Raw genomic sequence first — 14799 nt, forward strand, 5'->3', positions numbered from 1 at the left:
TAAAAAAATAACTCTATATTTAGTTACAAAGTGAGTGGAGGGAAAAATTTTATTGCGCGAAATTAGAACAAAGTTGGAAAATTTGACAAAATTTTGTCCAAAAAATAATAATTTTTATTCAAATTAAATTGATTTAGTACTTAAAAATAGGAGTCAATTGGTTAAATTCTTAAAAAGTTCATGCATTCCTTGAGTCGCTGACATCTTTAACAATTCGTATTGTTGAGGAACACGTCCATGATCTGCTTTGGGATCTATATAGTATGCTTTACATTGAGCTGCAATTTCATGCACTAAACCTGCAACAGGATATACGCTTAATGTCGACCCGATTACAATAAAAATGTCTGCACTTTGCACGACTCTAATTGCTTCTTCATAAGCAGGTACAGCTTCACCAAACCAAACCACATGTGGACGAAGAGGATATCCATCTGGGCAAAGGTCGTGTTCTAAATCTAATTTCCAACCGTTAATGTCATAAAACTGAGTTGTGAATTGTGCCTTTGGCCCCGAGCTTTTTGCTAACCGAATGTTTCCATGCAAATGTAAAACGTTGGAACTTCCTGCGCGTTCATGCAAATCATCAATATTTTGAGTAATAACTTGTACTTCAAAATAGTCTTGTAGCTTGGAAATATATTGATGAGCTTGATTAGGTTGAGATTCTAAAATATTTTTGCGTCTTTCATTATAAAAGCGTTGAACTAAAGCAGGGTTCTTTTGCCATGCTTCAGGTGTGGCAACTTGCTGAATGTCATAATTTTCCCATAGACCATTACTGTCACGAAAAGTGCTAATTCCACTTTCGGCACTCATACCCGCGCCAGAGAATACAACAAGTTTTGTCATATAGGTCACCGAATCAGATAACTGATTTTAAATTAACTGTATAAACAAAGAAAAAAACCAGTCTAAATCTAAACTGGTTTTTATTAAATCTTGAAAACTATACCTATCTTATAGGCCAGCTTCATATTCTGCATTTGTTAAAAGTTTTTCAACATCTGCAATATTGTCTGGTTTGATTTTATAAATCCAGCCTTTGCCGTATGGATCATCATTTACAAAATCAGGATCATCTTCAAGGTCAGTATTTACTTCTACTACAGTGCCTGAAACAGGAGCATGGATGTCCGAAGCAGTTTTCACTGATTCAACAACTCCAGCTTGTTCGCCAGCTGTAACTTGACTACCAACTTCAGGAGTTTCGACATACACCAAATCGCCAAGCTCATCTTGTGCATGGTCAGTAATCCCTGTAATAACAAGATCACCTTCAATTTTTACCCACTCATGTGTACGTGCATACTTCAGTTCCGAAGGGTGATTCATGGTAACTCCTTAAGCTTGTGTCCAATAGTTTTAAACATTATAAGTATGGGTCTTTACGCCAGTTGCTTGGGCTGCGGCCACTCCAGCGTTTAAAAGCACGGCTAAAATTTGCAACGTCCGAATAGCCAAGTTCATCTGCAATCTGTTCAAGACTATAATCTGTACGCGAAAGCAAAGATGTTGCATGTCGATAGCGTACTTCATCAACTAATGTAGAAAAGGAAGTTCCTTCTGCTGCCAATTGACGTTTAAGTGTGCGGTCTGACATATGTAAGCATTCTGCTACATTTTCTATGCTTAAGTAATGCTGTTCAGAATTACTTAAAATATCACGAACTCGCATTGCTAAACGTCGGCGCTCACCCAAAGCGGAAAGTTCAGCTTCACATTGGTTAATGGCAACTTGACTTGCAATAGGGTCGGCGTTGACTAATTTAAGTCCTAAATACTTTTTATCAAAACTTGAAATTAAATGTGGTTGGTTAAAGCGAATTGTGCTGCTTAGTTTATTTTTATATTTGTCAAAACCTTCTGGCTCTGGAAAATCTAAGTCTACATCTCCAGCTAAATCGTCAATGCCAGTCATAGCTTTCGCCATGCTCATGATACCAATGGTTAAACCTAAAACGATTTCTGTACGTAAAGGCTCAAGTTCAATATCACACTGTAATTGTAAGGTCGCCTTGGGTCCAAAAGTTGAGAAATATAATTGTAAAAAGGGCAAGCGTAGCTGAATAAAACGTGCTGCGAGTGCAATTGCTTCTGTAATATCTTTGGCTGTCATAATTGCATAGCCAATGAAACCATGAATTGAAATACGCATTTGAGTACCAAGGTGGTAACCCAAAGTCGTTTCACCAGTTAGTTTAAGAGCGTGTTTAACCAGTTCATTTGCTACTGGTGTAGAAATACGATAGTCAGGGTCAGCCAGTTGCTCGCTTGTAAGATGAAATGGAGCAAATAATGTTTCATCGTTGTATCCCCAACGTGAAACGACATCTAATAGCAATAAGCCATAGACACCCGGAATACCCTGATCTTGACGAGCTGAGGTAATTTTCATATGCGTTCCATTGCTCTCATCAATTTTTCACATGCATTTCTTACACATCTTGTCATGAAATATAATCTGAGTTTATAAAAACTGTTAGACAATCATATCAACCATTTTTAAACATTCTTTTTAAAGACAACAATTTTTGTTGTTGAAATAAGTAAGACATCCCCATGCTGATTTAAGGCTTGTGTAACGTAACTTACAATACCACGATCTAATTTTGTTTTGGATGGGGTGATAGCTGAAATTTCAGTTTCAACATGAATTCTATCACCCGGTCGAGTGGGGCGTGGCCACCGCAAACTAGATTCTGAACCTATCAAGCCTCCATGAATAGGCATGCATTCGGTCCATAAACGCATAGTGATGGCAGAAGTGTGCCAACCACTGGCAGCAATCCCTTGAAAAATAGGATCATGCTTAGCTTGCTCTTCATCTATGTGAAATGGTTGAGGGTCATAGGAATTTGCAAATTTTTTGATTTCATCTAAGGTGATTTCATATTCACGACTAATAAAACGATCACCAATTTTCAAATCTTCTAAATAAAGCATTAATCTTGACCCTGTAAAACTTTTTGTTCAATTAGGAAGCCGCCTGTTTGACGTTTCCATAATTGGGCATATATTCCATTTTGCGCAATTAACTCTTCATGTGTTCCTTGTTCAGCAATTTGGCCTTCATCAAGAACAATTAAACGATCCATTTGTGCAATAGTAGATAATCGGTGTGCAATTGCAATAACAGTTTTATCAACCATAAGGTCATTTAAACTTGACTGGATAGCTGCTTCAACTTCTGAATCTAATGCACTAGTGGCTTCATCTAAAATGAGAATAGGAGCATCTTTTAAAAATACACGTGCAATAGCAATACGTTGTCTTTGACCACCAGAAAGTTTTACACCACGTTCACCTACTTGAGCGTCATATCCATTACGACCCTTTAAATCTACCAATTGAGGTATAAATTCGGCGGCTTTTGCTTTCTTTACAGCATTTTTCATATCGGCATCAGATGCATCTGGACGTCCATACTTAATATTTTCAGCCACTGAGCGATGTAATAAAGACGTATCTTGTGTTACTAAGGCAATATTCGCTCTTAGACTATCTTGAGTCACATCTTCAATATTTTGCCCATCAATTAAAATTGCACCTTGTTTAAGATGATAAAAATGTAAAAGCAACTGAATAAGTGTAGATTTGCCTGCTCCAGAACGTCCAACAATTCCTATCTTTTCACCAGCTTTAATTTTTAAGTTGAAGTGATTAATCACATTTTTATTGTTATAAGCAAAGCTAACATCTTTAAATACAATCTCGCCTTGGCTTACTTCAAGTGTTTTTGCATCAGGTTTGTCTTGAATATTAATTTTTTTACCTAATGTTTGCATACCATCTTGAATGGTTCCAACATTTTCAAATAATGCGGACATATGCCACATCATAAACTCAGCCATACTATTAAGTTTTAAAATCATGGCAGTAGTCGCTGCAATTACACCTAATGCTGCTAAACCTTGAGTCCATAGCCAAACTGAGGTGCCAATAACCCCAATAAATAAGACGGCTGATAGCATGTTGATACTTATTTCAAAAAGAGTGCCTAAACGCATCTGAGCATAGACTGTTGTCATAAACTCTTTCATTGATGCTTTTGCATATTGGCTCTCACGCCCCGCATGCGCAAACAATTTAACTGTTTGAATGTTAGTATAAGCGTCGGTAACGCGACCAGTCATAATTGATCTGGCATCGGCTTGCTGCTGAGATACTTTACTTAAACGTGGAATAAAGAACCACGCACTTAATAAGAATAAGGTTAACCAAACTAGAAGTGGTATTAGCAAAATTGTTGAAATTGAGCCAAGAACAATACTAACGGTAATAAAGTAAATAGCGACATAAGCCAACATATCGCCCAAAATAATCCAGAATTCACGAATGGCTAGAGCCGTTTGCATAACTTTTGCAGAAAGTCGACCAGCAAAGTCGTTATGGAAAAAATCTAAGCTTTGTTTCAATAAAAGATTATGAAAACGCCAACGCAAACGCATTGGAAAAGTACTATATAAAATCTGATGTTTTACAATAGATTGAATATTTACAAAAAAGATATTGGTAAATAAAACACCAATTAAAAGTAGTAAATCAGTCGTGTGCTGACTTAAAAAACTTTCAGGGCGACTACTACTTAACCAATCTACGAGTTGTCCAATCTTTGAAAAAAGTAAGGCTTCAAAGCTTGCCGCACCTGCTGTAAAAAGAATAAGTAAGAATAAGTATGGGCGTAAGCCTTCCGTTGCTTGCCAGACAAATGGAAAAAAACGAGTCGGTAAAGGTTCATCCAGACCTTTTGTTGGGTAGGGATCTACAAGTTTTTCAAACCACTTCAGCATGAATTACTACCTTTAAGACAAAAGCCACTTCATTAAGTCTTTGCAATTAAATTTACAAAAAAGTCAGTTAGATCAATATCACTTCGGTTTTCGATCTTTTGAATATGCACAAATACACATGAACTGATTATGTTGTACGTCATTCATTCGTACATGACGTAAATTTGGATGCCTGAAGAAATCTTCAAGAATGTCGCGAAGACTTAAAAAATTATGATTTATTATATCGGGATTAATAGATAAAGTGGTGAAGGAATTTATTCTTTAAGTATTTTTTCTTACTATTTTGAACAATTGTTAAATTAACACTTTTAAACCCATTTGAAAAAGGCCTTTATATTTGCATAATAAAGGCCCTTGTATGTCTTACCACATTAAATCATCAGGAATAACATAAGCTGCATATGGATCTTCTTCATCTGTAGTCTGTTCATTCGACTCAGCGTTGTTCAATAAAATAAAACCTTTCATCTTCTGATCAATTTTTTCAGCTAATGCTTTAGGTAAGTAAGCATATTGATTTTGATCTTTAGCAATGACTAGACTGCCTGAAACAAGGGCATTATATACTTGCTGAGAAATATATACCTTCTTGATCTTACTCTCATCAATAAATTGATAAACACTATCACCATCAGTATTTGAAATTTTATGATGTTTAATCATTTGAATGATTGATGCTTTGAGGGCTTTTTCCTCAAGTTGTTGTTGTTTTTCTAAGTTTAAAGCCTGATCTTTAGCTAACTTCTCTTGTTGAGCTTTTTCAATATTCGCTTTGATTTCGGCCTCATTACTTTGGCCGATACGTTGTTCATGATGAGCTTGTTTTGTTAATTTTTTTGCTTTTTTATTATCCACTAACCCAGCTTTTAGTAGCTGGGCTTGTAAGGCATTTTTAACCATGACTTAATCCTTATGTGAAGTTGAAGGGCTATAGAAGTAAACGACCCAGTAAGAAATACTTAAGACTAAGCTTAAAGTTGCTGGCAATAAAAATGCTTGTAACTTTAATTGCGGATGTACCAGCGCGGCGAGAATTCCACCCAGCAGAAAACCTGCAAAAATTAGTAAGTGTAAAACTATACGCCGGTTTTCTACCTGTAAGCCTCTAGCTTTATATCCAAGTGCTAAACCAATATCTGTTAAAACGCCAGATAGATGGGTAGTTCGAATAATGGTTCCTTTATAATGGCTAACCATTGCATTTTGTAGGCCCATCGCTGTACAAGCCCATAATAATCCATAGCGTGGAAAATAAGGAAGTAATAGCCAACAAAGAAAAATGAATAAAGCAACAAGACTCAAAGGTAAGCCATAGCGACGACCTAGACGAAAATGGCTGCTGCCTAAAATAAAACCACTATAAAATGAACCGCAAACATAACAAATGATCACCAGAAGCAAGAAAATGATATGTTCTGGTTGCCACTCTACCAAACTCATAGCTAGCATACTAACGTTGCCAGTCATGTGTGAAATAGATTGATGCAAAAGGGTAATTAGCCCTAATACATTAATCATTCCGGCATTGAATGCCAGTAAAAAGGCTCCAAGTTGGAACCAGTTTGGTAGGCGTTGAAATGGCATTTCGTTTATGAAGCTTGCTTGGAACGAATATCTACAGCTGCGGTAAATAGAATATCCGTAGACGAGTTAAGCGCTGTTTCTGTAGAGTCTTGCAATACACTAATAATCATACCAATAGCCACTACTTGCATAGCAATTTCGGTTGAAATACCAAATAGACTACAAGCTACTGGAATCAGAAGTAAAGAGCCACCAGCTACGCCAGAAGCACCACATGCTGAAACTGTAGCAACAACTGATAAAATAAGCATTGTTGCAAAATCAACATGAATTCCAAGCGTATGAACAGTTGCTAGTGTGAGTACAGTAATCGTCACAGCTGCACCAGCCATATTTACTGTAGCACCTAATGGAATAGACACACTTGCTGTAGATGGATTAACACCTAAACGCTCTGCTAAATCTAAGTTAACTGGAATGTTGGCTGCTGAGCTTCGTGTAAAGAAAGCAGTAATCCCACTTTCTTTAAGGCATTTAAATACGAGAGGGTATGGGTTCCCACGTATAGTAAGCGCAACAAGAATTGGATTGATAACTAAAGCAACAAAGAACATCGTACCTAACAGTACTACTAATAATTGTGCATAACTTTCAAGTGTTGCGAGACCCGCATCTGCAAAAGTTACTGCAACCAATCCGAAAATGCCGACAGGTGCAAAAGCAATTACTTTATGAATAATAGCACTAACAGCATGTGCAACATCTTGCATGACTTCTTTTGTGGTGTCTGAGCTATGGCGCATCGCTAAACCAAGGCCAATTGCCCAAGCTAAAATACCGATAAAGTTTGCTTCACTAATGGCTTGAACAGGGTTAGCAATAAAGCTTAAAAGCAAGTTTTTTAAAATTTCAGCTAAACTGCCTGGTGCTTGCAAATCATTGTGTGAAACAGTGTTGAGGAACAAAGTACTAGGAAAAGAAAGACTAACAATCACAGCTGTGAAAGCAGCAAGCAACATACCTACTACGTATAAAATCATGATTGGACGTAAATTCGCACTATGGCCTACCTGAAAGTTGGCAATAGAAGAAAGTACCAATACAAAGACTAAAATAGGGGCAACAGATTTTAATGCTTTAATAAAAAGCTCACCAAATAAACTTAAATATGGCGTAATGTCTGGAAATAGTAATGCAACGCCAATACCTAAAATAATGGCGATAATAATCTTGGCTACCAAGCTTAATCGAGAAAGGAATTCAAGCATATAAAGACCTTATTAACCTATTCATGGCTAAAGGTTGAACAAGCGGAGTATTTTATACTTAAGTTATGGGAATCTTAAGCTTTTTTATGCAAACTAGAGGTTTTTATAGTAGATGGTAATATTAAGTTATTGTTTTAGTTTTGGTTAATTTTTAATTTTAACTTTTTTTATTGGAGGCTTTGCTTGTTAATTGTTCATCAAGAAAACGAATTATATCAAAAAGCGGTGAAAGTGCCGAAAAAACTCAAAAGAAAAGAACTGATAACAGATTAAATGGTATTGATGAGGCTTTGGAAAAGCTACGCGAATTTTCAAAACTTTGTGCTTCGACTAGGCTCTAAGCTCTCAAGCTGAAAAATCGCATATTTCAGGAAATTACTACTATTATTATAAATTTATAATTTAAAAATATTATTTACTTGCACAGTACAGCTGATGAAGCGTATTTAAAATTGAATGCATATTGTCATCCTTAATAGAGTAAAAAATTTGCTTTCCATCACGACGAGTTGATACAACATCACTTTTACGTAACATCATAAGCTGTTGTGAAAGAGTGGGCTGTGTAATTTGGGTCTTCTCTTCAATCTGTGAAACATTTAGCTCCTCGTAAGCTAAGTGACATAAAATTAATAAACGATCTGTATTAGCCAAAGATTTTAGAATTCCCACGACTGAATCGGCCGCATTTTTCATTTCTTCAATTTGGAGTCCATCTTTCATACTTTATACCTATATCAATATAGCGGGCATAGTATAGATTGATCTTGCTGAAATGAATGTAGCAAAACTAATCAATCCAATTGTTTTTGTTGAAAAGCAATATAAGGGGAACTGATAAATAAGTAGTATTTTTAATTAAAAACAGTTGTTTGTATTTCTTTTGTGTTTAAAATGTTGCATTGTGTTATAAGTTTAATTGTTAAGTATAAGTGAATTGAAGCCAGCATGAAATAAGCCTTATTTCATTCCGATAAATAGTTAAATCTAATTTATCTTTGAATGAAACAAAAAAAATGATTGAGTTTTTATTTTTTAAATATATAATCTGTTTTGTACAGACAGGTCTGTATATTTTGGTTTAGTAAGGTCGAAAAAAACGTCTAATTTTGAACCAAAATGACTTTCAGACGCAGCGTGATAGATAAGAAGAATATTAATATAAGAAGAAGAATGTCACGCTTTATTTTTAAGCAGCTCTTTCAAAGTCGATTAATTTTTCAACTCGATTCCAATAATCATAAATTTTTATTGAGCCATGCTCGACCTGAGCTTGAATGGTCATACCTTCCAATATATTAACGAGTAGTAAAGATAAAGGACCAGGTTCTTTTACATCATATTGGTTGAGAAGGTCTTGCATGAGTTTAGTCAACCAAGCTTTATACAAAGTGGCAGGTTGATGTGTTGACGGATATTGTTTTAAAACCTCTTCCAAAGCTTTTTGAAACATACAGCCATTAAAGTCTTCACTATTAAACCAGTCGGAATACCATAAAAATACTGCTTTAATTCTCGCAAGAGGGTCTAACTCATCATGTTTTGATAAGGCCGAGGTAAGAGAGTTCTGTAAAAGCGTGTTTCGTAGAAGTAGACATTCTTCAATTAATTTTTCTTTTGATGGAAAATGCTTGTAGAAAGTCATTTTTGCAACGCCAGATTCATTAATGATGCGATCCACACCTATAGAATTGTAGCTATACGAATTAAAAAGTCTTAATGCGGTGTTAATAATGTCATCTTTCTTCGACATATTTTTAGCCTCTCACAAATGAATTGCTATTAGCTTGTGAACTGTGATCTGTATTAATGAAAATCTGGATCTTTAATTTTACAAGGTATTGTTTGTTATTGATAGAAAAAAGATATTATTTTTTTAAACTGTAACGTTTAAATTTTAAGGAAAAAGTAAGTAGGAAATATGTCGTTTTTTAATCATGGGGCTTTTCTATTTTTAATTCTCATTTCAAGATTTTTTTAATGTTTAATAATCTTAACCACGCACTATTTAAGATTTTTTTAGATAAATTTAACGAATAATAATTGAATGTATTTTTGAGTTTGCTTGCTAATTTAAAAAGTAGGTTTTCCACTTTCATGAAAAAACCTACTTTTATTAAAACATTTACTCTGCAGGGGGTAAAAGCATCAGAATAGATTCATTTAATAAGTGAGCAACGTTTTCTAGTGTTTCATCATCATTAAATTGGCTATCAAATGGCAGGCTCTCTCCATTGGCAATCGCTTTTAATTTTTGCACAAAGGGTTCAGCTATATATAGAACTTCACCATTTCCCCAAAAGTTTAGGGTTCCGTTTTGTTCTGTATAAAGTAGTCGAGAGGCTGGCTCTAAAAGAACTTCGTATCCTTCGTGTAAAATTTCTTTTAAGTCATCTGCTTCGATTTCATCAGCTTCTGGAATATTATCCGGATATTTAGGTTCACTCATATAAGACATGATAGCGGCATCAAGTGCTGATGAATCTTTTAATTGAGCTAAAACTAAGTCTTTTAAGTGGCTCAATTCAGTTGCGTTAATTTCACCAATTTGCCCCATCTGTTTGCGTGCAATGTCTACAACAGGATTTTGCAATAAAGTATTAGCTGAAAATTGATCACTAATACGTTCCATCATTCCTGCAACGTTTGGCATGCGAAAGCCAAATGAGAAAGTTAAGCAATCATCTTCGGCAACGCCATAATGTGCCATTCCGGGCGGAACATACAGTAAATCACCTGGTGCTAGAACTTCATCAAACTGCACGTCTATTTCTGGTAAAAGTTTTAATGGTTGATTAGGTACAAATGCAGTATTTACATCGCACATTTGTCCTAATTGCCAACGTCTGTGTCCGTGACCTTGAACTAGAAACACATCATAAAAATCAAAATGTTTTCCAACTGAACCGCCTTTAGGTGCATAAGACACCATAATATCGTCACGGCGCCATTGAGGAATAAAAGGAAATCTTTTCCAAAGCTCAGAAAGGTCAAAAGAGTAGTGGTCTACCGCCTGTACTAAAATAGTCCATAATTTTGGTAGCTTTTGAAAGTCACCTTTAGTTAGAGGTGAAGACTTGACGTGCCATTCATTTGGATTTCTATCTTTTTGGCGAATGAGTCGGGCACTCGCATGTTCTTCCAAAGCAAGTTCTTGTACATCTTGCGGTTCTAAAAGACCTACAATCTCTGGCAATCCGTTACGTACCAGCAAAGGTTTTTTCTGCCAATATTCTGCTAAGAATTGTTCGGCAGTAATACCGCCTAAAACTGCTAAAGGTTCTGTCATGGAAATAACCTATTTATAAAAATATCTAAAATTAAGGAATCTGTAGGCCAAGCTGCCTTAAAATATGGCAAAGTTGAATCATGGGTAAACCCATAAGAGTCGTCTGGTCTTGGCCTGTCATTTTTTCGAACAAACTAATTCCTAAACTTTCACACTTAAAGCTACCAGCACAATGGAGTGGTTGATCTAATGCAATATATCGTTCAATTTCAGTTTGATTCAAGGTTCGGAATTTAACTTGATAGTGTTCAACAAGCGTTTGTTCAAAATTCCCGTCAAGCCATTGCACACTGAGTGCGGTACTAAAGTAGACAGTTCGACCTGAATTTTCTGCTAACTGTAATTTGGCATTTTCAATGGTCATCGGTTTACCAATAAAGTCATTAGGAGCATGTTCTCGCCATGCGACTTGATCGGAACCAATAATAATTGCATGTGGATTTTGTGCAGCAATTACTTGGGCTTTTGTGAAAGCCAACCTTTTTGCAAGTTCATCCGCATGGATCTCATCCCGAGGGCTCTCATCAATATCTGGACTAACACAGATATAGTTAATCCCTAAGCGATCCATTAAGGCTTTGCGTGTTTGACTGCTTGATGCCAAAATAATTTGTGGTTGTACCATTACACTGCAAATTCCATTAAAACATCTAAAGGCACATAGCTTAATACAGCTTGATGACATGCATGTATTTTGATGGGAGGGGCTTGACCAGCTTGATAAGCTTCTACCCAACGAGTTACACAGATACACCAGAAATCACCGGGCTTTAGGCCGGGGAAATCTACTTCTGGTAAAGGGGTAATAAGATCATTCCCAATTTTTTGTGAAAAATTTAAGAAATCAGAGGTCATTTGCGCACATACAGTATGTTGACCAAGGTCTGTGACTGCTGTGTGGCAAAAGCCATTTCGAAAATAGCCAGTAATAGGGTCGAAACAACAACTTGCTAAAGGTTCCCCTAAAACATTTAAACGATTGATTTGTGGATCTGGATGAATAGACATAATGGATGAAATATCAAATGACTATCTCTATCATAATCAAAACTCGGGCTTTCTACAGCTTTTATGCAAAAAAACTAACCTTTTTTGATGTAATCATTTAAAATTGGCGCGTTTTTAAAATCATAAAGAGAGCTTTACATGAATTTTCAGCGTATGACTGACCTTAACTTAACAGGTAAACGTGTCCTTATTCGTGAAGATTTAAACGTTCCTGTCAAGAATGGTGTGATTACTAGCGATGCTCGCTTGCGCGCAGCATTACCAACTATTAAAGCTGCTTTAGAAAAAGGTGCAGCTGTGATGGTGTTTTCGCATCTAGGTCGTCCTGTTGAAGGTGAACCAAAGCCAGAACAATCGCTTGCGCCAGTTGCTGCTTATTTAACAGAAGTATTGGGCCAAGACGTTAAATTGTTAACAGATTACCTAGATGGCGTAGAAGTCGAAGCTGGTCAAGTTGTATTGCTTGAGAATGTGCGCTTTAACCATGGTGAAAAGAAAAATAATCCAGACCTTGCACAAAAATATGCTGCATTATGCGATGTATTTGTTATGGATGCATTTGGTACTGCTCACCGTGCAGAAGCATCTACTGAAGGTGTAGCTCGTTTTGCTCCTGTTGCAGCAGCTGGCCCTTTATTGGCAGCTGAATTAGATGCACTTGGCCGTGCAATGCAAACTCCTGAAAAACCAATGGTTGCAATTGTTGCTGGTTCTAAAGTTTCAACTAAACTTGATGTTTTAAACTCACTTTCTAGTATTTGTGATCAACTTATCGTTGGTGGAGGTATTGCAAATACATTCTTGGCAGCAGCTGGTTTTAATGTTGGTAAATCATTATACGAAGCTGACTTGGTTGAAACTGCAAAACAAATTGCTGCGAAGGTAAGTGTTCCACTGCCTACAGATGTTGTGGTTGCTGATGCTTCACAAATTAATTTTGAAGATTTCTTAGGTTCGTTAGCAGCAGCGCAAGCAGTTGTGAAGAAAGTAGAAGATGTAACATCAAACGATATGATTTTAGATGTTGGTCCGGAAACAGCTAAAGCATTTGCAAATATTTTAACAACATCAAAAACGATTCTTTGGAATGGTCCTGTAGGCGTATTTGAAGTTGATCAATTTGGTGAAGGTACTAAAGCACTTTCTCTTGCTGTTGCACAATCTGCTGGTTTCTCGATTGCTGGTGGTGGAGATACTTTAGCTGCGATTGATAAATATAACGTTGCTGATCAAATTGGTTATATTTCTACAGGTGGCGGTGCATTCCTTGAGTTTGTTGAAGGCAAGACTTTGCCAGCAGTCGCGGTTTTACTTGAGCGTGCGTAATAATACTGTTATCTAAAAAATAAGAAGGGACTGGGTTACCAGTCCCTTTTTTCATGGATAGGTCATTAAACTGTCATATATCTGCAATAAAATAGCGAGCATTAAATCACCAACTGTGGACAATAGTGATGAATTTAAAGCTTACATTTGCTGCTGTGTTAATTGTACCGATGATGTTGACTGCTTGTGCTAAGAAAGATGAAGCATCTCAGGCTGGACAAGAATCGGCAGCTTCTACTGCTGTTTCTGACAAAGTAACACCTGAGCAACAAGCAGCAATTGATGCGATTGATAAGCCAGTTTTAGATGAAAAGAATACCGATGTGGTTGAAGGTAGTGCACCAAGTGAGGCTGCTGCTTCAGAAACACATTAATTTGTTGTTTTTTGTTAAAAAATCCCTGCATATGCGGGGATTTTTTTTGAAATACTGTGATTTGTTGCTGAATTGAAATAAATGAAAGGGTAGAATAACCCGCACTACCTGGGAGGATATTATGGCACTCATTTCAATGCGCCAGCTCTTGGATCACGCTGCTGAACATAACTACGGCGTACCAGCATTTAACGTAAATAACTTAGAACAAATGCGCGCAATCATGCTTGCCGCGGATGCAACCAATTCACCTGTAATTGTTCAAGCATCAGCTGGAGCTCGCAAATATGCAGGCGCTCCATTCTTACGCCATCTTATTTTGGCTGCAATTGAAGAATGGCCACATATTCCAGTGGTAATGCACCAAGACCATGGTACAAGCCCTGATATCTGTCAGCGTTCAATTCAGCTTGGCTTTAGCTCAGTAATGATGGACGGTTCATTAGGTGTAGATGGTAAAACACCTACATCTTACGAATACAATGTTGATGTAACTCGTAATGTGGTTGCTTTAGCACATGCATGTGGTGTTTCTGTCGAAGGTGAGATTGGCTGTTTAGGTAGCCTTGAAACTGGTATGGCTGGTGAAGAAGATGGTGTGGGTGCTGAAGGTGTACTTGATCATTCTCAACTTCTAACTTCTGTTGAAGAAGCGACTCAGTTCGTTGCTGATACAAATGTTGATGCGCTAGCAATTGCAGTAGGTACCTCACATGGTGCGTATAAATTTACGCGTCCACCTACAGGTGATATCTTGGCAATTGACCGCATTAAAGAAATTCATGCGGCATTACCAAATACTCACCTTGTAATGCATGGTTCGAGTTCTGTTCCGCAAGAATGGTTAAAAGTAATCAATGAGTTCGGCGGTAATATTGGCGAAACTTATGGTGTGCCTGTTGAGCAGCTTGTAGAAGCAATCAAACACGGTGTACGTAAAATCAACATTGATACTGATTTGCGTTTAGCTTCAACTGGTGCGATTCGTCAATTTTTGGCTGAGAATCCATCTGAGTTTGATCCACGCAAATACTTTGCTAAAACAGTTGATACAATGAAGCAAATTTGTATCGATCGTTATGAAGCGTTTGGTACAGCTGGAAATGCTGACAAGATCCGTCCAATTTCTTTAGAGAAAATGGTTGATCGTTATAAATAATTCCCGTTAGGGTTTAATTTATAGAAACCGGTTATTTATATAACCGGTTTTTTAT

16 protein-coding genes are annotated in these 14799 nt (G+C 36.7%); 3 read left to right on the forward strand and 13 right to left on the reverse strand.

Features of this window, described 5'->3' with window-relative positions; all coding sequences use genetic code 11:
- Positions 1-153: 153 nt before the first annotated feature.
- The 13 genes from MKL38_RS02065 to MKL38_RS02125 form a co-directional block, all read right to left on the reverse strand.
- A complete protein-coding gene (locus MKL38_RS02065) occupies positions 154-861 on the reverse strand; it encodes an SIR2 family NAD-dependent protein deacylase (RefSeq protein ID WP_209830657.1) in 708 nt (235 codons plus the stop codon).
- A 99-nt stretch (positions 862-960) separates the two neighbouring features.
- Entirely contained in the window at positions 961-1335 is a 375-nt protein-coding gene (gene gcvH, locus MKL38_RS02070; protein WP_003651425.1) for a glycine cleavage system protein GcvH, read from the reverse strand.
- 37 nt (positions 1336-1372) lie between these two features.
- Positions 1373-2398, reverse strand: coding sequence for an AraC family transcriptional regulator (locus tag MKL38_RS02075; protein ID WP_056479584.1), 1026 nt, complete (start codon positions 2396-2398; stop codon positions 1373-1375).
- Positions 2399-2505: 107 nt separating this feature from the next.
- Complete coding sequence (locus tag MKL38_RS02080) at positions 2506-2946, reverse strand: MaoC family dehydratase (protein WP_003651428.1); 441 nt, start codon at positions 2944-2946, stop codon at positions 2506-2508.
- The gene (locus MKL38_RS02085; protein WP_005041140.1) at positions 2946-4793 is read right to left on the reverse strand and encodes an ABC transporter ATP-binding protein; all 1848 of its coding nucleotides are present in this window, start codon (positions 4791-4793) and stop codon (positions 2946-2948) included. The genes MKL38_RS02080 and MKL38_RS02085 overlap by 1 nt, the downstream gene beginning before the upstream one ends.
- 366 nt (positions 4794-5159) lie before the next feature.
- The gene (locus MKL38_RS02090; protein WP_003651432.1) at positions 5160-5696 is read right to left on the reverse strand and encodes a DUF2058 domain-containing protein; all 537 of its coding nucleotides are present in this window, start codon (positions 5694-5696) and stop codon (positions 5160-5162) included.
- A 3-nt stretch (positions 5697-5699) separates the two neighbouring features.
- Positions 5700-6380: a YoaK family protein gene (locus MKL38_RS02095; RefSeq protein ID WP_003651433.1), complete on the reverse strand. Its 681-nt coding sequence runs from the start codon at positions 6378-6380 to the stop codon at positions 5700-5702.
- Between the two features lie 5 nt (positions 6381-6385).
- Entirely contained in the window at positions 6386-7588 is a 1203-nt protein-coding gene (sstT, locus tag MKL38_RS02100; protein ID WP_209830659.1) for a serine/threonine transporter SstT, read from the reverse strand.
- A gap of 411 nt (positions 7589-7999) precedes the next feature.
- Positions 8000-8311 (reverse strand): ArsR/SmtB family transcription factor, encoded by a 312-nt coding sequence (locus MKL38_RS02105; RefSeq protein WP_002121379.1) that lies wholly within the window; start codon positions 8309-8311, stop codon positions 8000-8002.
- A gap of 466 nt (positions 8312-8777) precedes the next feature.
- The gene (locus MKL38_RS02110; RefSeq protein WP_004642610.1) at positions 8778-9341 is read right to left on the reverse strand and encodes a TetR/AcrR family transcriptional regulator; all 564 of its coding nucleotides are present in this window, start codon (positions 9339-9341) and stop codon (positions 8778-8780) included.
- 372 nt (positions 9342-9713) lie between these two features.
- Positions 9714-10877, reverse strand: a complete 1164-nt coding sequence (locus MKL38_RS02115; protein ID WP_209830660.1) for a ribosomal protein uL16 3-hydroxylase — start codon at positions 10875-10877, stop codon at positions 9714-9716.
- A gap of 31 nt (positions 10878-10908) precedes the next feature.
- Complete coding sequence (locus tag MKL38_RS02120; protein WP_035357564.1) at positions 10909-11502, reverse strand: Maf family protein; 594 nt, start codon at positions 11500-11502, stop codon at positions 10909-10911.
- Positions 11502-11885, reverse strand: a complete 384-nt coding sequence (locus MKL38_RS02125) for a DUF2237 family protein (protein WP_003651438.1) — start codon at positions 11883-11885, stop codon at positions 11502-11504. Before MKL38_RS02125 ends, MKL38_RS02120 begins: the two co-directional genes overlap by 1 nt.
- 138 nt (positions 11886-12023) lie before the next feature.
- Between MKL38_RS02125 and MKL38_RS02130 the strand changes: the two genes are divergently transcribed.
- The 3 genes from MKL38_RS02130 to fba all read left to right on the forward strand — a co-directional run bounded on the left by MKL38_RS02130 (position 12024) and on the right by fba (position 14744).
- Positions 12024-13211, forward strand: coding sequence for a phosphoglycerate kinase (locus tag MKL38_RS02130; protein WP_270902351.1), 1188 nt, complete (start codon positions 12024-12026; stop codon positions 13209-13211).
- 128 nt (positions 13212-13339) lie between these two features.
- Positions 13340-13585, forward strand: a complete 246-nt coding sequence (locus tag MKL38_RS02135; RefSeq protein WP_270902352.1) for a hypothetical protein — start codon at positions 13340-13342, stop codon at positions 13583-13585.
- 121 nt (positions 13586-13706) lie between these two features.
- Positions 13707-14744 (forward strand): class II fructose-bisphosphate aldolase, encoded by a 1038-nt coding sequence (gene fba, locus MKL38_RS02140; protein ID WP_005304678.1) that lies wholly within the window; start codon positions 13707-13709, stop codon positions 14742-14744.
- Positions 14745-14799 lie beyond the last annotated feature (55 nt).

This window comes from Acinetobacter sp. AOR14_HL, from assembly GCF_027855175.1.
In the GTDB taxonomy this organism is placed as follows: Bacteria; Pseudomonadota; Gammaproteobacteria; order Pseudomonadales; family Moraxellaceae; genus Acinetobacter; species Acinetobacter calcoaceticus.